The organism is Microbacterium sp. 5K110, assembly GCF_005774735.1.
In the GTDB taxonomy this organism is placed as follows: domain Bacteria; phylum Actinomycetota; class Actinomycetes; order Actinomycetales; family Microbacteriaceae; genus Microbacterium.
On sequence record NZ_VBUM01000066.1, the window covers coordinates 1 to 20,828 of the forward strand.

Genomic DNA, 20,828 nt, shown 5'->3' on the forward strand with positions numbered 1-20,828 from the left:
GGGTGGGGGCGGGCGTCGGCGAGGACGGCGGCGGAGGGGTGACGAGCTGCTCGGTCTGCGCGGGCGTGGCGAACCGTTCGATCCAGGAGTACCGCGTCGGCAGATGCGCGACGGTAGCGGGGTCCTGGTCGGTGCGCTCGATGCGCCAGACGGCGGTGTAGACGCCGGGGCCGGGGAGCGGCTCCGTGGTCGCCGTGGTGTAGGTGCCCGGCCCGATGGCGGGATCGGTCGTCAGCTCGAGATGGGCTACCGGGGTCAGCCCCGCGGGGATCTCGGCCGCCTCGGCCGGGAACGCACCCGTGCGGTAGATGTCGGCGCGGGCCCGCAACGAGACGAGCGATCCGTCGGCGTGCCGTGGCCACAGGCCCTCGCCCGGTGAGAACGTCACCTCGTCGACGAAGCGTCCGTCATCGAGGTGAGCGAGCGTGCGGATGCGGGGAGAGAACTGCACCGGCCGGGGTGTGGCATCCTCGGCCGTCAGGTCGAAGCGTTGCGGCTCGGCCGGTCCGGCCGACTCCTGCTGCCCCGGCGTCGAGAACAGGCGTACGGCGGCCGCGCGCACCGTGAAGGCGCCGCGGGCCCGCACGGTGTAGGGGCGCGCGTCGGTACCGGCGGGGGGAGACGCGAGGATGGGATACGCCGTGCCCGCGACCACCCCGGAGCGGTCGGCGGCGCCCGTGTCGGCGAACACGGCGCCCTCGAGGTGCAGACCTCCGGTGGCGTCGGGGTCGACGTCTGCCGTGACGGTGCCGCGAGTGGGGTCGTCGGTGTCGGTCGTGAGCGTCAGCGTCCCGCCCACGCGGGGAACACGGATCGTCGCAGCCTCGGCAAGGTACTGCTCGGCGCGGTCCTGGATCGCCGCACTGTTCTCAGGACTCGCGCGGCGCATGATGTGGTCGATCGCCGCGCGCAGGGAGTCGCCCTCGTACCCCCACGAGTGCAGCGTCGTGTCGCGGTCCACGATCGACTTCACCGCCCAGCCGACGCTCGCGGCCTGCACCGGATCATCGGTCTGCCCGTACGTCGTCACGAGGTGGTTGATCGACACGAGCTGCTGGGGCGACAGCCCGGTGGACTCGGTCTGGACGCCGCGGTCGGTCGTCGGTCCCGTCGCCACCGGCAGCCCGGGGTGGATGCAGTAGGTGTGCACGTCGCCGACGCGCATCGAGCCGTGCCAGCCGGTGGACGACAGCGGCGCCCACGTGCCGAAACCGGTGCCCCGGTCTGCGGCGTGGGCCGGGGCGGTCAGGAGCGCCGGAGCGGCGAGGGCGGCGGCGGCGGCGATGATCAGCGTGAGCGCGGTCGAGGTCGCACGGCGGCGCCGGCGCGGAGGAGGATGGTGCATCGGGTGTCCCTTCGTTCGAGGAGACTCGATCCTCCGACGTCAGGCCCGCCCCACGACGACCGAAAGGGCCGATCCGTGGACGGATCGACCCTTTGGTGCGCGGGGGAGAAGCGGTCAGCGCGGCAGCAGCGTCAGCAGCGTGGCCTCGGGCCGGCACGCGAACCGCACGGGCGCGTAGATGGAATGCCCGAGCCCGGCGCTGACATTCAGCGGAACGGTGCGGCCGTCGTGGGTCCACTCGCTCAGTCCGCGTGCCTGGTCGAGCGGCAGATCGCAGTTCGACACGAGGGCCTTGCGGCTGAACGGCACGCGGACCTGGCCGCCGTGCGTGTGACCGGCCAGCAGCACGTCGGCACCCAGCTCGACGAAGCGGTCGAGCGTCCGGCGGTACGGCGCGTGCATCACGCCGAGCGTCACGTCGGCGGCATCCAAGGTCGAGAGCACCGGAGGGATGAGGTCGGGCTTGTCCCAGTTGCGGTGCGCGTCGTTGACGCCGAACGCCGTGAGGCGCACGCCCTTCACCTCGAGGGACACCGCGGTGTCGTCGAGGATGCTCCAGCCGAGGTCGTCGGTGAAGAACCGGTCGAGCGCGTCGACGTCGAGGTGCTTGTGCGCCGGGAGGGTGCCCGACGGTCCGAGGAAGTACCGCAGCGGGTTGCGCGGCGACGGCTCCTGGTAGTCGTTGGAGCCGTGTACGACGAGCCCCGGAACACCCCGGAGCGGAGCGAAGGCGGTGCGGATGCCGGTGAGCCCGTCGCGGTGACCGAGGTTGTCGCCCGTGTTCACCACGAGATCGGGGGAGAGCTCGACGAGGCGCGCCATCCACTCCTGCTTCCGGTGCTGCCACGGCGCCATGTGGGCGTCGGAGACGTGGAGCACGCGCACGGCGTCCGCACCCTTGGGGAGGACGCGGAGCGCGTGGTACCGCACGGTGAACAGGTAGCGCTCGACGCCCATGCCCCACACGGCGGCCCCGACAGCGGCCGCCCCCGCGACCCCGAGGGGTGCGAGGGCGGCCTTCACGAGCGGACCCGTCACGGGCATTCCTTCGCGACGATCTCCAGCGCGATGCCGGTGTTCTTGTTGGCGGAGCTGTTGGCCGCGGGGTTCGTCCCCGTCACCTGGCCTTCGGCGGGCGCCGAGCCCTCCTTCTTGCAGGAGCCGATCGAGACGTTCCCGTAGCCGGCCGATTGCAACGCCGCCCTCGCGGCGGGGACGCTCTGCCCGGCGACGTCGGGCACGGTCCCGCCTTGGCCGTTGCCCGGCCGGATCGTGATGGTCGAGCCTGCCGGGGCCGAACCGCTCGGGTTCTGCTCCGCGACGCGGTCGCCGCCGAACTCGGCGTCCACGGGGTCGCCGACCGTCACCTGGAAGCCGGCTCCCTGAAGGGTGGAGCGTGCATCGTCGAGGCTGCGGCCTACGACGTTCGGCACGTCCTTCTGCACGGTGCGGAGAAGATTCGAAGCGGGATCGGGGAACCGGTCTCCGCCGTAGAACTCGTTCGCGGCACCCTGGATGTCGCGGGCCAGCACGTAGCGCATGTCGCTCAGCTGGAGGCCGTTGGAGTAACGGCCGAAGAGGTCCACGGTGCCGTTCCAGTTGCCCACCCACACGGCCGTGGTGGTGTTGGTCGAGGACTCGATCATCCAGGTCTCGTGACCCTCGTGAGTACCGGTCTTGCCCATCACGGGAGTGCCGTCGAACGGGTTCGCGGACTGACCGGTGCCGCCGCCGGTCATGACGCCCTGGAGCGCGTACGCGGCGGTCGCCGCGACCTCGGGGGTCAGAACCGTCTCGCACTTCCGGTCCGGGATCGGGCGCTCGGCGCCGTCGGCATCCGTCACCTTGTCGATGACCTTCGGCTGGCAGTGGCTGCCGCCGTTGGCGACCGAGGCGAAGGCTCCGGCCATCGCGATCGGAGAGACGTTGTCGCTGCCGATGACCTCGTTGGCGTTGGCCATCAGGATCTCTTTGCCGTCACCGCTGGTGACGCCGAGCTTCTTGACCACCTTGGCGATGTCGCACAGGTCGAGCTGGGCGGCCATGGCGAGGTAGCCCGTGTTGAGCGAGTCGCGGGTGAACCGCATCGGCGTCCCGTAGTAGCCCTGGTTGTTGGCGAAGTTGTTGATGCGGACGTTGCCCTGATTGATCCAGTCGCCCTGGCACGAGTTCTTCATGTTGGGCACCGGCTGCAGACGGCCGTTGAGCTGCTCGTTGAGCGAATGCCCCTTCTCGAGCCAATCGACCAGCGTGAACAGCTTGAAGGTCGATCCGGCGTTGAACCCGATCGATCCGCCGTTGGTGGAGTCTCCGGCAAAGATGATCGAGTTGTACGACGGGTCGGACTGCTCGGGATCCTGCGTGAACTTGGTGTTCTGCGCGATGGCGAGGATGCGGCCGGTCTTGGCCTCCATGTTCACCGCCGTGGCGCCGAACTTCATGCCGTCGAGGCTCTGCGGCGTGTTCTCGTTGATCGTGTTCTGCGCGGCATCCTGCATGCGCCAATCCAGCGTCGTCTGGATGGTCAGGCCGTCCTGGCGGAGGGCGCGCACGCGGTCGTCGACCTCTGCTCCGAAGGCGGGGTCGTTGAGGATCGTCGAGACGACGTACTGGCAGAAGTACGGGGCGCGCGAGGTGCCGCAGCCCTGCTCGGTCGAGGTCAGGTTCGGCGTGATCGGCTCGACCGCGAACTGCACGTACTGCTCATGGGTGATCTTGCCGTCGGCTTCCATGCGGCTGAGCACGTAGAGCTGACGGCCCTTGGTCTCGCTGTATCCGTCGGCGGCGGCGACGAGCTGCTCCTGCGTGATCTCGCCGTTGTCGCGGAGCGTGTACAGCGCCTGGATCGTGCTCTGGTCGACGTCGTCGATGGATCCGTCGGGCTGCTTGTTGTAGGCCGTGCCGTCGTTGTCGAAGATCGACCCGTCGGGGCGGTCGATGCGGAAGCGGTTCGGGTTCTGCACCATTCCGGCGAGGATCGCGGCCTGACCGACGTTGAGGTCGGCGGCCGAGACGTTGAAGTACCGCTTGGCCGCGGCGTCGATGCCGTAGGTCACCCCGCCGAAGTTGGCGATGTTGAGATAGCCGAGGAGGATCTGGTCCTTCGTGTACTGCTTCTCGAGCTGGACCGCGTACCGCATCTCCTGCAGCTTGCGCTGGTAGCCCTCGACGCCGTCGGCCTGGATGGCCTCGAGCGCGCAGGCCTGCAACGCCTCGTCGCGTGTCTGCGCCGGAATCGCCGGAGTCGTGTCGGTGGCCTCGACGGCCTCGGTCGCGCGCGCGTCGCGCTCGCAGCGCTGGACGAGCACGTTCTTCACGTACTGCTGGCTGATCGAGGATCCGCCCTGGGTCTCGCCGCCCGCGGCGTTGCTGAGCAATGCGCGAGTGGTTCCGATGAGGTCGACGCCGCCGTGCTGGTAGTAGCGCGGGTCTTCCGACGACAGGATCGCGTCGTACATGACGGGGTTGACCTGGTCGAACGTCACCGGCGAACGGTTCTGGTCGTAGAACGTCGCGAGCACCTCGTCGCCGGCCTTGAGCGTCGTCGGCAGCATCAACTGGTCGGGCTGCAGGTAGCTCGGCATGTTGTCGAAGATCGTGATCGCGCTGGACGCTGCCAGACCCGAAACGGCGATCGCCGGGGTCACCGCTGCGGTCACGAGGACGCCGGCGGCCGCGCTCAGGCCGACGAGGCCGACGATGCCCCCGAGGGCTCCGCTGGCCGTACGTTTGTTCTCAGGCATAGGCTTGATGCTAAGCGACGTTGCTGGGCGATGCCTCGAAAGGCGTGCGCTCGCGCGCGTACGCGTCCACCCTCTCGCTCGACCGCCGAGCCGACCCGCCGGGAGCCCCGATGACCACGTGGGAATACCTCACCACGCCGCTGCTGATCCACAACACCGCCGCGATCCTCAACAACTGGGGCAAGCAGGGGTGGGAGCTCGTCCAGGTCGTCACCGGCCCCGAGGGCGGCCTCGTGGCGTACTTCAAGCGTCCCGTCGGCGGGGGCGAGGCCAACGCGGGCCTCGGTGCCGCCGCGACGGCCGCGCGCCAGTTCGAGGGCCAGCAGTGAGCGTCTCGGAGCGCCTGGCCGCGCTCGGCGTCGAGGTCCCGGGCGTCGTTCCGCCCGTGGCGTCCTACATCCCCGCGAAGCGTCACGGCGACCTCGTCTACACCTCGGGTCAGCTCCCGATGGTGAAGGGCGCGCTCCCCGCGACCGGAAAGGTGGGCGAGGCCGAGGGCCTGGTGTCCCCGGCGGATGCCAAAGACCTGGCGCGTCAGTGCGCGCTCAATGCCCTCGCGGCCGCCGCCGCCCTCGTGGGCGGTGTCGACGCGATCACCGGCGTTCTGAAGATCACCGGGTTCGTGGCATCCGTTCCCGAGTTCACCGGACAGCCCGGTGTGATCAACGGGGCGAGCGAGTTCCTCGGCGAGGTCTTCGGTGAGGCCGGCGCGCACGCGCGCTCCGCCGTCGGCGTGCCCGTGCTGCCGCTCGACAGCCCCGTCGAGGTCGAGGTCGTCTTCACCGTCTCCTGATCACCGCGTCGCGACGGATCACCGCGTCGCGACGCTGCCGAACAGGCGCGCGATCGGCGCGAGCACGAGCGGTCGTGCCGCGATCCACCCCGCCGCGATCACCGCGAGGGATGCCGCGAAGAGCACGAACCCGAGCCACCCGTCGCCGTCCTGGGCGGCGTACATGTGGGTGAGGTTCCGTCGCGCGCCCGTGGCGAGCACGAGTCCGACGTGGACGACGGTGAACGCGACGAAGAACAGCATGACGGGGTAGTGGACCGCGCGCGCCCATTCCACCGGGTACGCGCGGTTCAGACGGGCGGCGTCGCGCGGCCAGACGCCCGACATCCGGACGCCGGACACGATCGCCAGCGGCGCCGCGACGAAGGTGATCGCGAAATACGCGAGTTGCTGCAGCGCGTTGTAGTTGAGCCACCCGTTCTCGGTCGGCCAGTCGAGCGACACGTACTGCAGGGCGGCGCTCACCGCGTTCGGGAACACCTCCCACGAGGTCGGGACGATCCGCATCCACTGCCCCGTGAGGAACAGCAGCACCACGAAGATCGCACCGTTGGCGATCCAGAGCACGTCAAGCGCCTGGTGGAACCACAGGGTGAGGCTGATCTTGCGCTTCGGATCGCGGCGCGGCGACCAGAAGGCCGAGGGGCGTTTCTGGTGCCGCACCTGCAGCCCGGAGCGCACGATCAGCACGAGGAAGAACGCGTTGAGGAAGTGCTGCCACCCGAGCCACGCCGGCAGGCCGATCGGCGCGGTCTCGGGGAGCGGATACTCGCCCGGGTAGGCGGTGAGGAACTTCGCGACCGCCGGAGTGCTCACGAGCCAGGGCGTGAACAGCACCGTCATGCCGGCGGCGACAGCGACGGCAGCTCCGCCGACGAGCGCGACGGCGGCGCGCCGGCTCGAGGCGGCGACCTCCGGCTCTGGCCTGCGCTCGCGTCCGATCCGTTCGGCGCGCAAGGCGCTCCACCGTGCTGATGCCGCGGTCGGGACGACCGACGTGTGCACGCGCAGGGGTGGGCGCGGCCCGATGGCCGCCGGGAGCTCCACATCGAGCAGACCGGATGCCGCGGGATCGCCGCCGCGGGCGCCGGATGCCGCGGGCTCGCGATCCGTCGGCCGGATCGTGGCGGGAGGCCAGGGCTCGCCGCCGGGGGTGCGGGGGAGGCCGCGCCGGAGAGCGAGTCCGGTGGTGTCGGCGGCGCTCCCCGCCGCCGGCACCGCCACCTCGGGGACGGTCGCTTCCGGAGGATCGACCCGCGGAGCGGGGGCCGCGGCCGGCTCGGGCGCTGGCGCGGGGGCGGCAGCCGTCGGCGCACCGTTCTCGACCGCGGGCCAGGGCTCGCCGCCGGGCACGCGTGGCAGGCCGCGGCGCACGGTGACGGTCACGATCTCTTCGCCTCGAGCGCGGCGATGGCCTGCGGGACCACCGTGAACACGTCGCCCACGATGCCGAGGTCGGCGAGGGCGAAGATCGGCGCTTCGGGGTCCTTGTTGACGGCGATGATCGTCTGCGCGGTCTGCATGCCCGCTCGGTGCTGGATCGCGCCGCTGATGCCGAGGGCGACATAGAGCTTCGGCGACACCGACACCCCGGTCTGCCCGACCTGGGCCGCGGCGGGAACGTACCCGGCATCCACCGCCGCACGGGAGGCGCCGACGGCGGCCCCGAGGGCGTCGGCGAGGTGCTCGACGAGGGCGAAGCCCTCCACCGAACCCAGGCCGCGCCCGCCCGACACGACGGCGGCAGCGCCGCGCAACTCGGGGCGGGTCGAGGATGCGACGAGAGGCTCGATGTGGTCGACCGTCGCGGCGGGGACGCCCGACGGCAGAACCTCGAGGGTCTCGACGGCCGCGCCGTCCACCGCGGTGGCGCGGGCGTCGATCGCGCCCGGACGCACCGTGACGACGAGCGGTCCGAACGTGGAGGCCGAGGTCACGTCGTACCCGCCGCCATACGCCGAGTGCCGCGCGAGCACGCCCCGCTCGTCGCGCTCCACGCCGACGGCATCCACGGCCACCGGGAGACGGCGTCGTGCGGCGAAGCGTCCGGCGGCGTCGCGCCCGTCGACCGAATGCGAGAGGAGCACGGCCGCGGGGGACACCCGTGCGAACGCGGCATCGAGGGCGTCGACGACCGGCACGGTCAGCTGGGTGCGGTCCGCGCGGGCGAGGAGCACGCGCTCGGCTCCCGCGGCGATCGCCTCGCCGGACGCGACACCGTCGTCGTCCCCGACGACCAGTGCGACGGCGGTGCCGATCGCGCGGGCGGCGCCGAGGAGACCGGCGGCCGATGTCGTCAGGCTTCCCGACGGGGTCGTCTCGAGCAGAACCAGGATGTTCTCGGTCACGATCGCCCCCTCACGCCAGTCGGTTCTCGAGCAGGAACACCGCGAGTCTCTCGCCGGCGTCGCCCTCGTCGACGATCGTGGTCCCGGCCGCACGGGCAGGGCGTGCCGCGACCGCCGTCATGATCGACCACGGAGTCCGGGCGGGGTCGGCATCCGTCCCCAGGTCGGCGAGCGAGAGCGTCTCGAACGGCTTCTTCTTGGCCGCGAGGATGCCCTTGAACGTGGGGAAGCGGCCGTCGGGGAGCGCCTCGGTGATCGAGATGACGGCGGGGAGGGGCGCCGACACCCGCGCGGTCGCCGTTTCGGTCGTGCGCGTCCCCGACACGGCGGCATCCTCGATCTCGACCGTCGACAGGGACGTCGCGTGCGCGACCCGCAGGTGCTCCGCGAGCATCGCGGGGAGGACTCCGCTCGCGCCGTCGGTCGACAGGTTGCCCGTGATGACGAGGTCAAACCCCGTGCGAGCGAGGGTCGCGGCCAGAACCTCCGCGGTGAGCGACAGGTCAGCGCCGTGCAGCCCCTCGTCGACGACGTGCACCGCGGAGTGCGCCCCCATCGCAAGAGCCTTGCGCAGCGTCGGGAGAGCGGACTCCGGTGCCATCGAGACCGCGACGACCTCGGCATCCGGGTGCGTGTCGGCGAAGGTCAGCGCGACCTCGAGGGCGCGCTCATCGATCTCGTCGAGCACGTGCTCGCTCGCGTCACGCCGTGCCAACCCCGTCTCGAGGTCGAGCGTGCGCTCGCCCCACGTGTCGGGCACGTCTTTCACCAGGACCACGATCTTCATCGATCTCTCCTCGTCCGATCCCGCCGCGTCGCGGGATCTGCGTCACGGCCCCGGGTGCGGGGCCTTCTCGCTCGCCCCCGGTCGGGGCGGCGAGGTCACTGCGCCTCTTCGTCGCGGACGGCTGCCTCCCGCTCCGATTCCGTCGCCACGTAGCCGTCGATGTGCCGCTCGTCGACGCCGGTGTACGCCGACAGCGGCCGGATGAGGGCATTGGATGCCGCTTGCTCCATGACGTGCGCCGTCCACCCGGTCACCCGCGCGGCGACGAACAGCGGCGTGAAGGTGAGGGTGTCGAACCCGATCAGGTGATAAGCCGGTCCCGAGGGGTAGTCGAGGTTGGGGTAGATGCCCTTGCGCCCGACGAACTCGCTCTCGAGCGCGTCGTACAGCTCAGCCAGGTCTCGGGCGTCGTAGTGGTCGACGAGCGTGTCGAGCGCGGCCTTCATGGTCGGGACGCGCGAGTCGCCCTTCTTGTACACGCGGTGCCCGAAGCCCATGATCTTGCGCTTCGCCGCGAGCGCGTCGTCCAGCCAGGGCCCGACGTTCTCGGCCGTGCCGATCTCGTCGAAGACGTGCATCACGGCCTCGTTGGCGCCGCCGTGGAGGGCGCCCTTCAACGCACCGATGGCGCCCACGACGGCCGAGTACAGGTCGGCGGTGGTCGAGGTGATGACGCGCGCCGTGAAGGTCGACGCGTTGAACGAGTGCTCGGCGTACAGGATCATCGACACCGTGAACGCCCGGGCGACCACCTCGTCCGGCTCTTCGCCGAACGTCATCCACAAGAAGTTGTGCGAGTAGTCCAGATCGGCGCGGGGCTCCACGAGCTCGTGCCCGCGGCGGCGGCGCTGATCGTAGGCGACCATCGCGGGAATCTTGGCGAACAGCAGTTTCGCTTTGGCGAGGTCGGATGCCGCGGAGTTGTCGGCCACCTCGGCCGCCGGTGCCGACGCGCCGAGCACCGAGACGGCGGTGCGGACGACATCCATCGGGTGGGAGTCGAGCGGCAGCAGGTCGATCGCGGTCCGCACGGCCGGGTCGAGGGCGCGGTGCGCGCGCTCGAACTCCGCGAAGGCGCGGGATTCGTCGGCCGTGGGCAGATCGCCGTTCCACAGCAGCAGGGCGACGTCTTCGAACGACTGCGTCGCGGCGAGCTCCTGCACGGGGTAGCCGCGGTACAGCAGGCTGTTGGTCTCGGGGTTGACTTTGCTGACGGCGGTGGAGTCCACCGTCACCCCGGCCAGACCCTTCTTGATCTCGACGTCGGTCATGCTCACTCCTTCGTGACGGTGAAATCGAACACGTTCGCGTCGAACCGCGAATACTGCTCGTAATCGATGAGGTCGTACAGGTCGGCGCGGTGCTGCATCTCGCCGAGTTTCTCGCGCAAGTGTCCTTCGGATGCCAGCGCGTCGAGGCCGCGTCCGGCGGCCCCCATCGCGAGGCGCAGCAGGGACACCGGCCAGATGACCATGTTCACCCCGACGTCGCGCAGCTGGTCGGTGGAGAAGAGGTCGGACTTCCCGAACTCGGTCATGTTGGCCAGGATCGGCACGTCGATCGCGGCGCGCATCGCGGCGAACTCGCCGAGGTCGCGCATCGCCTCGGGGAACACCGCGTCCGCGCCGGCGTCGACGAGGGCCTTCGCGCGGTCGATCGCGGCATCCAGGCCCTCCACGGCACGCACGTCGGTGCGCGCGATGACGAGGAAGTCCGGGTCGCGGCGGGCGTCCACGGCCGCGCGGATGCGCTTGATCGCGGTGTCGGCATCCACGACGCTCTTGCCGTCCAGGTGTCCGCAGCGCTTCGGGTTGACCTGGTCCTCGATGTGGGTGCCCGCGAGCCCGGCGTCTTCGAGCGTCTGGATCGTGCGGGCGACGTTCATCGGTTCACCGAAGCCGGTGTCGGCGTCGATGATCGCCGGGAGCTCCGTCATCCGCGCGATCTGCTGACCGCGGCCGGCGACCTCCGTCAGCGTCGTGAGGCCGATGTCGGGCAGGCCGAGGTCGGCCGAGATCACCGCGCCCGAGATGTAGACGCCGTCGAAGCCTTTCCGCTCGATGAGCCGTGCGGAGAGGGGGTTGAAGGCCCCTGGCATCCGGACGAGCTCTCCGGATGCCAGCTTCTCGCGCAGCGCGCGACGCTTCTGCGCGGGGGTGGTCTGGGAGTACAGCATCAGCTCTCCTCCGTCCGGTGTGCACAACTCCTGAAGAACGGTGCCGCGCTGGGCCGGGCACCGCGGAAACGCGCGGGCCCAGCGTCGCCGAGCGCACGAATGTCAGGAGTTATGCACGTCGCGGGTCTGGACCGGCGCATCAGAACAGACCCTTCGGAGCCGGCGCGAGTGCCAGGACGCCCGGCTTCGCGACGATCGAGAGCTGCAGCACCTCGTCGGGGGTGAGCTCGGGCAGGCGCTGCGCGAGGTCGAGGAAGCGCTCGATCTCTTCGGGGGCGAGCACCGGCTCGGCCAGCAGCCGGAATTTGCGCACGTAGTCCTCGCGCGCGAAGGGCCGGGCGCCGAGCGGGTGGGCGTCGGCGACGGCGATCTCGTCCTCGACCACCGTGCCGTCGGTGAGAGTGATGACCACGCGGCCGCCGAAGGCCTTCTCGTTCGGATCCTCGGAGTGGTAGCGGCGCGTCCACTCGGCATCCTCGGCCGTCGTGATCTTGTGCCACAGGGCGACGGTGTCCTCACGGCCCGCACGCTCGGGGGTGTACGAGTCGACGTGGTGCCACGCGCCGTCCTGCAGGGCCACGGCGAAGATGTAGGGGATCGAGTGGTCGAGCGTCTCGCGTGAGGCGGTGGGGTCGTACTTCTGTGGGTCGCCCGATCCCGAACCGATCACGTAGTGCGTGTGGTGGCTGGTGTGCAGCACGACGGATGCCACGTTCGCGGGGTCGCGAAGCTCGGGACGCTCCGTGCCGAGGCGCCGGGCGAGGTCGATCCACGCTTGCGCCTGGTACTCGGCCGAGTGCTCCTTGGTGTAGCTGTCGAGGATGGCGCGCTTGGACTCGCCCTCGGCGGGCAGCGGCACGTCGTAGGTGGCATCCGGTCCGCCCAGCATCCAGGCGATGACCCCGTCCTCCCCTTCGTAAATGGGGGAGGGGCTGGTCTCGCCGCGCATCGCACGGTCGACGGCCTCGACCGCCATCTTCCCGGCGAAGGCGGGGGCGTGCGCCTTCCACGTCGAGATCTCGCCCTTGCGGGACTGACGCGTGGCGGTGGTGGTGTGCAGGGCCTGGCCGATCGCCTGGTAGATCGTCTCCTGGTCGAGGTCGAGCAGGGTTCCGATGCCCGCGGCGGCGGAGGGGCCGAGGTGCGCGACGTGGTCGATCTTGTGCGTGTGCAGCGAGATCGCGCGGACGAGGTCGATCTGCACCTCGTAGGCCGTCGCGAGGGCGCGGACGACCGCCGCGCCGTCGCGTCCGGTGTGCTGGGCGACCGCGACCACCGGCGGGATGTTGTCGCCCGGGTGCGAGTATTCCGCGGCGAGGAAGGTGTCGTGGTAGTCGAGCTCGCGGACCGCGACGCCGTTGGCCCAGGCGGCCCACTCGGGGCTGGAGCGGCGCTCCAGCGTGCAGCCGAAGACGGTGGATCCGACGCCGCCGATCGAGACGGCGTGGTCGAGCGCCTGCTGGCGTGCGGCGCTCACCGGCCGGCGGGTGAGCGAGGCAGCGGCGACGGCGGCGTTGTCGATGACGCGGTTGATGATCATGTCGACCACGTCGTCGTCGACGCCCACGGGGTCGACCGCGAGGCGCGCGAGAGCCCACGCCAGCTGCCCCTCGCGCGCGAGGTTCTCGTCGCTGCGGTGGACACGGAGGTGGTGGGTGATCGTCATGCGGGGACCTTTCGGGCGGGGGCGGCGTCGTCGAGGGACTCGAGGATGCTCGTCAGTGCGTTGTGCAGGTGGACGTGGGTCGCGTGAGCGGCGAGGTCGGCGTCGCCGGCGGCGATCGCCGCGGCGATGAGCCGGTGCTCCGACACCGAGGCGGCCAGCCGTTCGGGCTGATAGCGGGCGAGGCGGCGGACGCGCACGAGGTGGGTGCGGACGGTGCGGAGCGCCGAGGTGAGGTACTCGTTCGCGGCGGCCTCGTCGAGCGCGGCGTCGAAGCCGGCGATGAGGCGGTAGTAGGCATCGCGGGCCGCCTCTCCGTCGAGGCGTGCCGTGCCGAAGGCCTGGGCGAGAGCAACGAACTCGGGCGCGCGTTCCGACGCGGCAGCAAGCCGCGCCGCGGTCTCTTCGAGCGCGCGCCGCACGACGAAGAGTGCGCGGATGTCGTCGCCGTCGACGTGCGTGACGACCGTGACGCGCGGTGAGGCCTGGGCGACGAGTCCGTCGGCGATGAGGCGGGCGAGGGCGGTGCGCAGGGGAGTGCGACTTACCCCGAGGCGGGCGGACTGCTCGACCTCGCCGAGGACGGTGCCGGGGGCGAGGGCTCCGGTCTGGATCTCTTCGAGGAGCGCGGAGTAGGCGCGGTCACTGGCGCGCATGGCATCCCTCCTCCCCGTCGATCTCCTCAGTGTATACACAAGAGTGATGTTCGCGACAGAGATCGCGCAGGAGTCGTGTTTCGGTATACAACGGGTGCTCGTTCGCGGCTGGACGTGCGATCTCGCACTCTCACTTGTTTCACTTGTGTGGTACAAACTTGTTCTATGTTTCCGATACAAGTGGGGGAGTTCGCCGATGTGGGACAAAGTGCTCGAACGCTGGACGTGGGCGTTCGCTGAACCGATCGGGACCGTCGTGGTCGCGGTTGCGGCGGTGGTCGGCATCCTGCTTCTCTCTCGGCGGACACGGCACCTGGCGCGCGCTCAGGGGCGGAGCGTCGCGCCGGTTCTCCGCCTCGCGGCGGCGGCCGTCGTCGTGGCGTGGGGCGTCGACCTCGTGGTCCGGGCCATCGCCTCCGTGGGCCTCGAGGACGCATGGTGGACGTTCGCGCTCCCTGTCGCCGTCGCAGCAGGGGGCCTCGGCGTCGCCACCCTCCTGCGCGGGCGCGGTGTGCGGCGGACGGGAACTCCGACGATGGTCGGCGTCCGGCGGGCGTGGTGGACATTCCCCAGCCGCGGGCTGCTGTGGACGGGGACGGCGATCACCCTCGTCCTGATCGTGGTGACGCTCGTGTGCGGCGGCGTCTCCCTTCCCGATGAGCGGGGCCGATTCGTCCGGGTGGACTTCGGAGACGCGGGATGGGCGACGTTCTACGGCTGGACGTTCGGCATCCCGGTGCTCGTGGGGCTCGCCGCACTGGTGGCGGTGACCGTGATCCTGCTCTCCCGGATCGCCGCGCCGGCCTTCCTCGGCCCGAGCACGGTCGCGCGGGAACGCCGCGAACGACGTGTCGCGGCCGACTCCGTCCTCGCCGTCAGCGCCGGTGCGGTCGCGCTCGCGCTCGGGGGCGCGCTCTTCCTCGTGGGGGCGGTCGGTTCCAGTTCGGGCGGCGTCGGCATCCCCGGAGTGGGGGAGTTCTCCTGGACACCCGGCTATTCGGTCTTCGCCCCGTTTCTCCGGTGGGTGGGATGGGCGCTCCTGCTCGCGGGCAACGTCGTCCTGCTGTCCGTCGCCGCAGGGGCGACGGCGGTCGTGCGGCCGGAGGCGATGCCGCTGCGCGCGGGGGTGTCGACGTGATGACCCCTCCGGACGGGGGCGCCACGTCCTCCGCCATCTACGAGCGGCTGCGCGGGCTCATCGCCGGGGGCTATCTCGGACGCGGGGAGCGGCTGCCCACGGTGCGTCAGACTGCGGCGGACTTCGGCGTCGCCCCGGGAACGGCGGCCCGGGCGTTCAAGCAGCTCGAGAAGGATGGCCTCGTCGAGACACGGACGGGCGGCGGCACGCGCGTCGCGGAGGGGGCGTCGCCCTTGCCCGGCCCGGTGGTGGTGCGCCTGCGCGACCTGGTCGAACTCGCCCAGGAGTCCGACGTGACGATAGAGGAGTTGCACGGCGCGCTCGCCGCGATCTGGTCGGCGGCGGGCTGATCCGCGGTCGACAGGGGGCGCCGGCGCGCGCCGTGTCGTGATCAGGCGCGCCGCCGGCGCGCGCCGCGTTGTGATCAGGCGCGGCGTCGGCGGAGTCCGAGGATCGCGACACCCGCGGATGCCAGAAGGCCACCGACCACGAGAGCGCCGACGGGCGTCTCGGTGCCGCTTTGCGCGAGCGAGGACGCTCCGGAGACCGTCGGCGTGGACGTCGGAGTCGGCGTCGCCGTAGGCAACGGATCCGTGCCCGCCGCGGCCTCGACGGGCAGATCCACCCAGCCGATGAGACCGTCGGCCGGGGCGGGACCCGTGATCGCGAGCCGGTACTGCCCCGGGGCGAGATCGGCAGGGAGCCTGACCCACACCCGAGCGGCCTCGTCGGAGGAGACCTCACCGAGCGGGACGGCGCCGGGGTACAGCCAGGCCTGCATTTTGATGGGGGCCGCAGGAACCTGGATCGCGGCGAGTCCGCCGGGTTGAGGGACGGCGAGGAGGCTGAGGTTGTTCCGTGTGTCGTCGGTGAGTTGCCCCTCGCCCGGTGCGCGGGGCTCCCGCGGGCCGGCTTCCGTCGTGAAGGACAGGAAGGTCGGGTCGCTCGTGCCCACCGCGTTCGTCACGGTCACGACAAGCTGGTAGGTGGTCGCCGGGGTGAGCTCGGAGAACCGATAGCTCGACTTGCCGCCAGCGCCGCTGGCGACTATCGAGCCCGTCTGGGTCCACGTCTCGTCGCCCCCGGTGAGGGTGAAGTCGTAGTCGATCTCTCCGGTCATCGTGCCGCTGGGGAGATTCTCCGGGAGCACCGCACCGCCGCTCACCTGGACGATCGCGAACGTGTCCGTGTACGTGAAGAGGCTCACACTCGCGGGGATGGGCGCGGTCGGCACGACGGCCGACGCGGTTTCTCCGGTGGTGGATGAGCCGGAGGCGGCGATCGTCGTCGCGGTCACGCTGTAGAGACCCGACGGCAAGCCGCTGAACGAGAACGGGCCGACCTTGTCGAGGGTGTCCGTGCGTGTGGTCTCGCCGTCGGCGGACACGACCGTGACCTCGACGGAGTCGACGTCGGCGAATGGTCCGGGGTACCACTCGGGGGAGATGTCACTCAGCAGCCGCAGCGTGCCGGACACGGTGCCGTTTCCGACGGCAAGCTCGAAGATCCTCGTCGCGGAAGGGAGGAGCGTCGCGTCCTCGTCATCCGTCGCCTCGACCTCGGGCTGTGCGACGGAGGTTGAGGCGGCCGACGCGGCGGGAGACGGCGTCGCCGAGGCGGCCTGCGCGATCGCCGGGGTCCCGACGACGAGACCTGCGATGACCGTGGCGACGGCGATCGTGCGAAGAACGGCGGGGCGGGCGGGCGTGGACTTGGTCATGATCGTCTCGTTCCTCCGGGGGGTGCCCCAGGCTAGCGTGCGCCGGAGAGCGGCGGATGCCGATGTGGTCGGCATCCGCCACTGGCGCGCCTCACTTCACCTGGGCGCTGATGACGCTCATCACGGCGGTATCCGCGAGCGTCGTCGTGTCGCCGACCTCGCGGCCCTCGGCAACGTCGCGCAGGAGGCGGCGCATGATCTTGCCCGACCGCGTCTTGGGCAGTTCGCCCACGATGTAGACGTCGCGGGGGCGGGCGATCGGGCCGATCTGCTCGCCGACCCACTTGCGCAGTTCGTCGCCGAGGCCGTCGACGCCGTTCTTTTTCAGGTAGCGGCTCTTGATGATGACGAAGGCCACGACCGCCTGGCCGGTGGTCTCGTCCGACGCTCCGACCACTGCGGCCTCGGCGACGCCCTCGTGTCCGACGAGAGCCGATTCGATCTCGGCGGTGGAGAGGCGGTGGCCAGAGACGTTCATGACGTCGTCGACGCGGCCGAGCAGCCAGACGTCACCGTCGTCGTCGAGGCGGGCGCCGTCACCGGCGAAGTAGTAGCCCTGGTCGGCGAACTTCTGCCAGTACGTCTCGACGAAACGGTCGGGATCGCCCCAGATGCCGCGCAGCATCGACGGCCAGGGTTCGGTGACGACGAGCAGTCCGCCGTTGCCGTGACCGACGTGCTCGCCGGCATCGTCGACGACGTCGATCGAGATGCCGGGGAGCGGCACTTGCGCGGAGCCGGGCTTGGTCTCGGTGACGCCGGGGAGCGCCGAGATCATGATGCCGCCGGTCTCGGTCTGCCACCATGTGTCGACGATCGGGGCGCGGTCGCCGCCGATGATGTCGCGGTACCAGATCCATGCCTCGGGGTTGATGGGTTCGCCGACCGATCCGAGCAGACGCAGCGACGACAGGTCGAAGCTCTGCGGCACGTCGCGACCGATCTTCATGAACGAGCGGATCGCGGTGGGCGCGGTGTAGAAGACGGTCACGCCGTGGTTCTGGATGAGCTCCCACCACCGGCCCGGGTGCGGGGTGTCGGGGGTTCCTTCGTAAAGGAGCTGCGTCGCACCGTTGGCGAGCGGGCCGTACGTGACGTAGGTGTGGCCGGTGATCCAGCCGATGTCGGCGGTGCACCAGTACACGTCGGTCTCGGGGTGGACGTCGTGGACGACCCGGTTGGTGAACGCCGCCTGCGTGAGGTATCCGCCCGAGGTGTGCAGGATGCCCTTCGGCTTTCCCGTGGTGCCCGAGGTGTACAGGATGAACAGCGGGTTCTCGGCGGGGAACGCCTCGGCCTCGTGCTCACCCGACGCCTGCGGCACGACGTCGTGGTACCAGATGTCGCGACCGTCGCTCCACTCGACGTCGTTCTCGCCGCGCTTGACCACGAGCACGTGCTCGACGGTCTCCTGGATGCCGGACCCGTTGCGGTCCGCCAGGGCTTGGTCGACCGCGGGCTTGAGGGGAGAGACCTTGCCCTTGCGCCACCCGCCGTCGGCGGTGATGACGAGCTTGGCGCCGGCGTCGTCGATGCGGGAGCGCAGGCTGTCGGCCGAGAATCCGCCGAACACGACGGAATGCACGGCACCGATGCGGGCAACGGCGAGCATCGAGGCGATCGCCTCGGGGATCATCGGTAGGTAGATGGCGACGCGGTCGCCGCGCTCGATGCCGAGGTCCTGCAGCACGTTGGCGAGGCGCTTCACCTCGTCGGTGAGCTCGGCGTACGTGACGTTGCGCTGGTCGCCGGGCTCGCCCTCCCAGCGCAGGGCGATGCGGTCGCCGTTGCCGGCCTCGACGTGGCGGTCGAGGCAGTTGTAGGCGACGTTCAGCTCACCGTCGGCGAACCACTCGGCGAACGGCGGGTTCGACCAGTCGAGCACCTGTGTGAAGGGCGTGTGCCAGTGCAGTTCGCGGGCTTGATCGGCCCAGAACCCCTCGCGATCGGCGGCCGCACGCTCGTACAGACTCGCGTCTGCGACGGCGTTCGCGGCGAACTCCGCCGACGGGGCGAAACGGCGGGTCTCGTTGAGGAGATGATCGATCTGGCTGCTCATCTGGCGCTCCTTCGCGGTCGAGGCACGGCGCGTCCTCGCGCCACGGTCACGCTATCCGGGCCCGCGAGGCCCGGCCACCTCCGATAGTTGGGATCCGCCTCGAGCGAAACACCTGATATATCGCTCGCCTATCGAGCGATTCGAGTTGGTGTGGGGTCTTTCGGGTCGTACGCTGGTTTCCGCTTGGACTTCGTTCCGGCAGCGCGTCGGGGGGAGCCCCCCAATTTTTCCCCGGTGCGTGGCGGCATCCCTCGCCCCCCATTGACGGGATGCCGCCTCTTCTTTTTCTCCGGCGGGCCGCCACGTCCGGACAGAGAGGCGATCGACGTCGATGGCTCCTTCTCCCCAGGGCCTCGATCTGCGGGACGGTCCACGGATTCGCGTTTCGGCGCCGCGCCGCAGTCGACGACTTTCGTACCGTCTTCGACGTGACCTCCTCCCGCCTGTTCTCGTTGCCGACATCCCCGACTCCGCGGCATGCGGTGCCCGCGGCGATTCCCTTCGCGTCGGCGGACCTCGCGCTCGCCTTCCTGCGCCCCTTTCTCGACGATCCCGACGTCACCGATCTGTTCGTCAACGGCGAGGACGGGCTCTTCGTCGACCGCGGCGACGGTGCGGAACGTGTGGTGGGTTGGCGTGCCGGCGAGGGTGAGGTACGGCGCCTCGCCGTGCGGCTCATCGCGCTCGGCGGTCGCCACCTCGACGACGCCTCACCGTGCGTGGACGTGCGGCTGGAACGGGGGGTGCGGGTGCACGCAGCGCTCGCGCCGATCGCCGCACGCGGGACCGCCATCTCGATCCGCGTGCCGCGGTGGGACGCGCCCGACCTCGATGAGCTGCAGCGTGCGGGGATGTTCCCGGGCTCGATCCGCCGTCGACTGGACGAACTCGTCGACGCGCGGTCGAACCTGCTCCTCACGGGCGCGACCGGCTCGGGCAAGACAACCCTTCTCTCTGCGCTGCTCTCCCGTGTTCCTCTCTCGCAGCGCATCGTCACGATCGAAGAGGTGGCCGAGCTGCGTCCGCAGCACCCCCACCATGTCGCTCTCGAGGCGCGACAAGCCAATCTCGAGGGTGCCGGCGGAATCGATCTGGGGCGTCTCGTGCGCGAAGCCCTGCGCATGCGACCGGATCGGCTCGTGCTCGGGGAATGTCGGGGGCCCGAGATCCGCGAACTCCTCCTCGCGCTGAACACCGGCCACGACGGTGGGGCCGGAACCCTGCACGCGCGCGGGCTCGCCGAGGTTCCGGCCCGTCTGGAGGCGTTGGGGGCGCTGGCCGGGATGGACGCCACGACCCTTGCGCGCCAGGCGGTGAGCGCGCTCCACGCCATCGTGCACGTCGAGCGCATCCATGGCCGCCGCCAGGTCGCCGGGATCGGTCGCCCGATCCTGCGTGGCGACCGGCTCGCGATCGACGTGGAGCAGCTCCCATGAGGGCGCGACCCCGTTCCACCGCCGACGCCGAAGTGATCGAGACCTCCATGAGACTCGCCGTCCTCCTCTCGGCGGGGGTCACCGCCGGAGTCGCGTGGCGGCACGTCGCCCGGGACGGAGAGCCGCTGCTCACTCGAGCGGCGCTCGCGGCCGAGACGGGCGGTGACGTGGCCGTCGTTCTGCACGCGGGTGGGGCGACGTGGCCCGAGATCGCGGCGGTGTGGGCAGTCGCGGTGGAGGTGGGCGCACCGCTCGCCGACACACTCCGCTCCGCGGTCGCGGCCCTGCGGGATGCGACCGAGGTGAAGGCCGAAGTCCGTGTCGCCCTCGCCGAACCCGCCGCCACGGCCCGACTCCTGACCTGGCTTCCGCTCCTGGGGCTGCCGCTCGGATATGCCCTCGGCCTGGATCCCCTCCGCGTGCTGCGTGAGCCAGTGGGCGGATTCTGCGTGGTCGCGGGCCTCGTGCTCGTCGGCCTGTCGCACGCGTGGGCCGGGCGGCTCGCGCGCCGCGCCGCGCCACCCGAGGCGATCCCGGGATGGGATGCCGAGCTCCTCGCCGTCGCGTTGTCCTCCGGCGCGTCGATCGAACGCGCGCGTGCGATCGTGGCGGCGGGGAGCCGCGAGCGCGATGCCGGCTCGGAGGCCGCGATCGACGCGGTTCTCGACCTCTCCGTCCGCGCGGGAGCCCCCGCCGTCGAACTGCTCCGCGGCGAGGCGTGGCTCGCGCGGCAGCGGGCCCGTACTCGAGGGCGCGAGAGCGCGGCGCGGCTGTCGACACGCCTTCTCGTGCCGCTCGGCGTGTGCACACTCCCTGCGTTCGTCCTCCTTGCCGTCGTTCCCGCCGTCCTCGGCATCGTCCGGACCACCACCGTGCCGTTCTGACCGGACGCGCCTTTCCCGACCCGTGCCCACCGCCCTCGCCCCCCACAGAGAAAGAGGTATCGATGTTCCCCCTCCCGCTC

At 70.8% G+C, this 20,828-nt stretch carries 18 protein-coding genes; 6 read left to right on the top strand and 12 right to left on the bottom strand.

What is annotated here, in order from left to right:
• The 3 genes from FE256_RS13395 to FE256_RS13405 all read right to left on the bottom strand — a co-directional run.
• The coding region (locus FE256_RS13395; RefSeq protein ID WP_138176428.1) for a hypothetical protein at positions 1-1,345 on the bottom strand (1,345 nt) is incomplete at its 3' end.
• Positions 1,346-1,459: 114 nt separating this feature from the next.
• A complete protein-coding gene (locus FE256_RS13400; RefSeq protein ID WP_252371024.1) occupies positions 1,460-2,383 on the bottom strand; it encodes a metallophosphoesterase in 924 nt (307 codons plus the stop codon).
• Entirely contained in the window at positions 2,380-5,088 is a 2,709-nt protein-coding gene (locus FE256_RS13405) for a transglycosylase domain-containing protein (RefSeq protein WP_138176432.1), read from the bottom strand. Before FE256_RS13405 ends, FE256_RS13400 begins: the two co-directional genes overlap by 4 nt.
• A gap of 110 nt (positions 5,089-5,198) precedes the next feature.
• Here FE256_RS13405 and sp36 point away from each other — a divergent pair, with 110 nt between their 5' ends.
• Entirely contained in the window at positions 5,199-5,417 is a 219-nt protein-coding gene (sp36, locus tag FE256_RS13410) for a Sp36 family protein (protein WP_026095616.1), read from the top strand.
• Complete coding sequence (locus FE256_RS13415) at positions 5,414-5,881, top strand: RidA family protein (protein ID WP_138176434.1); 468 nt, start codon at positions 5,414-5,416, stop codon at positions 5,879-5,881. The genes sp36 and FE256_RS13415 overlap by 4 nt, the downstream gene beginning before the upstream one ends.
• 18 nt (positions 5,882-5,899) lie before the next feature.
• On the opposite strand, the gene FE256_RS13420 is transcribed toward FE256_RS13415, so the two are convergent.
• The 7 genes from FE256_RS13420 to FE256_RS13450 form a co-directional block, all read right to left on the bottom strand.
• A complete protein-coding gene (locus FE256_RS13420) occupies positions 5,900-7,267 on the bottom strand; it encodes a cytochrome b/b6 domain-containing protein (protein ID WP_252371025.1) in 1,368 nt (455 codons plus the stop codon).
• Positions 7,264-8,232, bottom strand: coding sequence for an electron transfer flavoprotein subunit alpha/FixB family protein (locus FE256_RS13425; protein ID WP_138176456.1), 969 nt, complete (start codon positions 8,230-8,232; stop codon positions 7,264-7,266). Before FE256_RS13425 ends, FE256_RS13420 begins: the two co-directional genes overlap by 4 nt.
• 7 nt (positions 8,233-8,239) lie before the next feature.
• Positions 8,240-9,016 (bottom strand): electron transfer flavoprotein subunit beta/FixA family protein, encoded by a 777-nt coding sequence (locus FE256_RS13430; RefSeq protein ID WP_138176438.1) that lies wholly within the window; start codon positions 9,014-9,016, stop codon positions 8,240-8,242.
• A gap of 95 nt (positions 9,017-9,111) precedes the next feature.
• A complete protein-coding gene (locus tag FE256_RS13435) occupies positions 9,112-10,287 on the bottom strand; it encodes a bifunctional 2-methylcitrate synthase/citrate synthase (protein WP_138176440.1) in 1,176 nt (391 codons plus the stop codon).
• Between the two features lie 2 nt (positions 10,288-10,289).
• Positions 10,290-11,192 (bottom strand): methylisocitrate lyase, encoded by a 903-nt coding sequence (gene prpB, locus FE256_RS13440; RefSeq protein WP_138176442.1) that lies wholly within the window; start codon positions 11,190-11,192, stop codon positions 10,290-10,292.
• A gap of 139 nt (positions 11,193-11,331) precedes the next feature.
• On the bottom strand, positions 11,332-12,858 hold the full coding sequence (locus FE256_RS13445) for an MmgE/PrpD family protein (RefSeq protein ID WP_138176444.1): 1,527 nt from the start codon (positions 12,856-12,858) through the stop codon (positions 11,332-11,334).
• On the bottom strand, positions 12,855-13,511 hold the full coding sequence (locus FE256_RS13450) for a GntR family transcriptional regulator (protein WP_138176446.1): 657 nt from the start codon (positions 13,509-13,511) through the stop codon (positions 12,855-12,857). Before FE256_RS13450 ends, FE256_RS13445 begins: the two co-directional genes overlap by 4 nt.
• Before the next feature lie 196 nt (positions 13,512-13,707).
• Here FE256_RS13450 and FE256_RS13455 point away from each other — a divergent pair, with 196 nt between their 5' ends.
• Together FE256_RS13455 and FE256_RS13460 are read left to right on the top strand one after the other, a co-directional pair.
• Positions 13,708-14,649 carry a hypothetical protein gene (locus FE256_RS13455; RefSeq protein ID WP_138176448.1) on the top strand — a complete coding sequence of 314 codons (942 nt, stop codon included), beginning with the start codon at positions 13,708-13,710 and terminating at the stop codon, positions 14,647-14,649.
• Positions 14,649-14,999, top strand: a complete 351-nt coding sequence (locus tag FE256_RS13460) for a GntR family transcriptional regulator (protein ID WP_138176458.1) — start codon at positions 14,649-14,651, stop codon at positions 14,997-14,999. The genes FE256_RS13455 and FE256_RS13460 overlap by 1 nt, the downstream gene beginning before the upstream one ends.
• Positions 15,000-15,073: 74 nt before the next feature.
• On the opposite strand, the gene FE256_RS13465 is transcribed toward FE256_RS13460, so the two are convergent.
• Both FE256_RS13465 and acs read right to left on the bottom strand, forming a co-directional pair.
• Complete coding sequence (locus FE256_RS13465) at positions 15,074-16,369, bottom strand: hypothetical protein (protein WP_138176450.1); 1,296 nt, start codon at positions 16,367-16,369, stop codon at positions 15,074-15,076.
• Between the two features lie 91 nt (positions 16,370-16,460).
• Complete coding sequence (acs, locus tag FE256_RS13470) at positions 16,461-18,428, bottom strand: acetate--CoA ligase (RefSeq protein ID WP_138176452.1); 1,968 nt, start codon at positions 18,426-18,428, stop codon at positions 16,461-16,463.
• A 428-nt stretch (positions 18,429-18,856) separates the two neighbouring features.
• Here acs and FE256_RS13475 point away from each other — a divergent pair, with 428 nt between their 5' ends.
• Complete coding sequence (locus tag FE256_RS13475) at positions 18,857-19,864, top strand: TadA family conjugal transfer-associated ATPase (protein ID WP_394529717.1); 1,008 nt, start codon at positions 18,857-18,859, stop codon at positions 19,862-19,864.
• The gene (locus FE256_RS13480; RefSeq protein ID WP_252371026.1) at positions 19,861-20,748 is read left to right on the top strand and encodes a type II secretion system F family protein; all 888 of its coding nucleotides are present in this window, start codon (positions 19,861-19,863) and stop codon (positions 20,746-20,748) included. The genes FE256_RS13475 and FE256_RS13480 overlap by 4 nt, the downstream gene beginning before the upstream one ends.
• Positions 20,749-20,828 lie beyond the last annotated feature (80 nt).

Excerpts from the sequence above, each read along its gene's own strand:
- FE256_RS13450 (WP_138176446.1), bottom strand. The coding sequence starts at position 13,511 with ATGCGCGCCAGTGACCGCGCCTACTCCGCGCTCCTCGAAGAGATCCAG.
- FE256_RS13455 (WP_138176448.1), top strand. The coding sequence starts at position 13,708 with ATGTGGGACAAAGTGCTCGAACGCTGGACGTGGGCGTTCGCTGAACCG.
- acs (WP_138176452.1), bottom strand. The coding sequence starts at position 18,428 with ATGAGCAGCCAGATCGATCATCTCCTCAACGAGACCCGCCGTTTCGCC.
- FE256_RS13480 (WP_252371026.1), top strand. The coding sequence starts at position 19,861 with ATGAGGGCGCGACCCCGTTCCACCGCCGACGCCGAAGTGATCGAGACC.
- prpB (WP_138176442.1), bottom strand. The coding sequence starts at position 11,192 with ATGCTGTACTCCCAGACCACCCCCGCGCAGAAGCGTCGCGCGCTGCGC.
- FE256_RS13435 (WP_138176440.1), bottom strand. The coding sequence starts at position 10,287 with ATGACCGACGTCGAGATCAAGAAGGGTCTGGCCGGGGTGACGGTGGAC.
- FE256_RS13445 (WP_138176444.1), bottom strand. The coding sequence starts at position 12,858 with ATGACGATCACCCACCACCTCCGTGTCCACCGCAGCGACGAGAACCTC.
- sp36 (WP_026095616.1), top strand. The coding sequence starts at position 5,199 with ATGACCACGTGGGAATACCTCACCACGCCGCTGCTGATCCACAACACC.
- FE256_RS13430 (WP_138176438.1), bottom strand. The coding sequence starts at position 9,016 with ATGAAGATCGTGGTCCTGGTGAAAGACGTGCCCGACACGTGGGGCGAG.
- FE256_RS13405 (WP_138176432.1), bottom strand. The coding sequence starts at position 5,088 with ATGCCTGAGAACAAACGTACGGCCAGCGGAGCCCTCGGGGGCATCGTC.
- FE256_RS13460 (WP_138176458.1), top strand. The coding sequence starts at position 14,649 with ATGACCCCTCCGGACGGGGGCGCCACGTCCTCCGCCATCTACGAGCGG.
- FE256_RS13465 (WP_138176450.1), bottom strand. The coding sequence starts at position 16,369 with ATGACCAAGTCCACGCCCGCCCGCCCCGCCGTTCTTCGCACGATCGCC.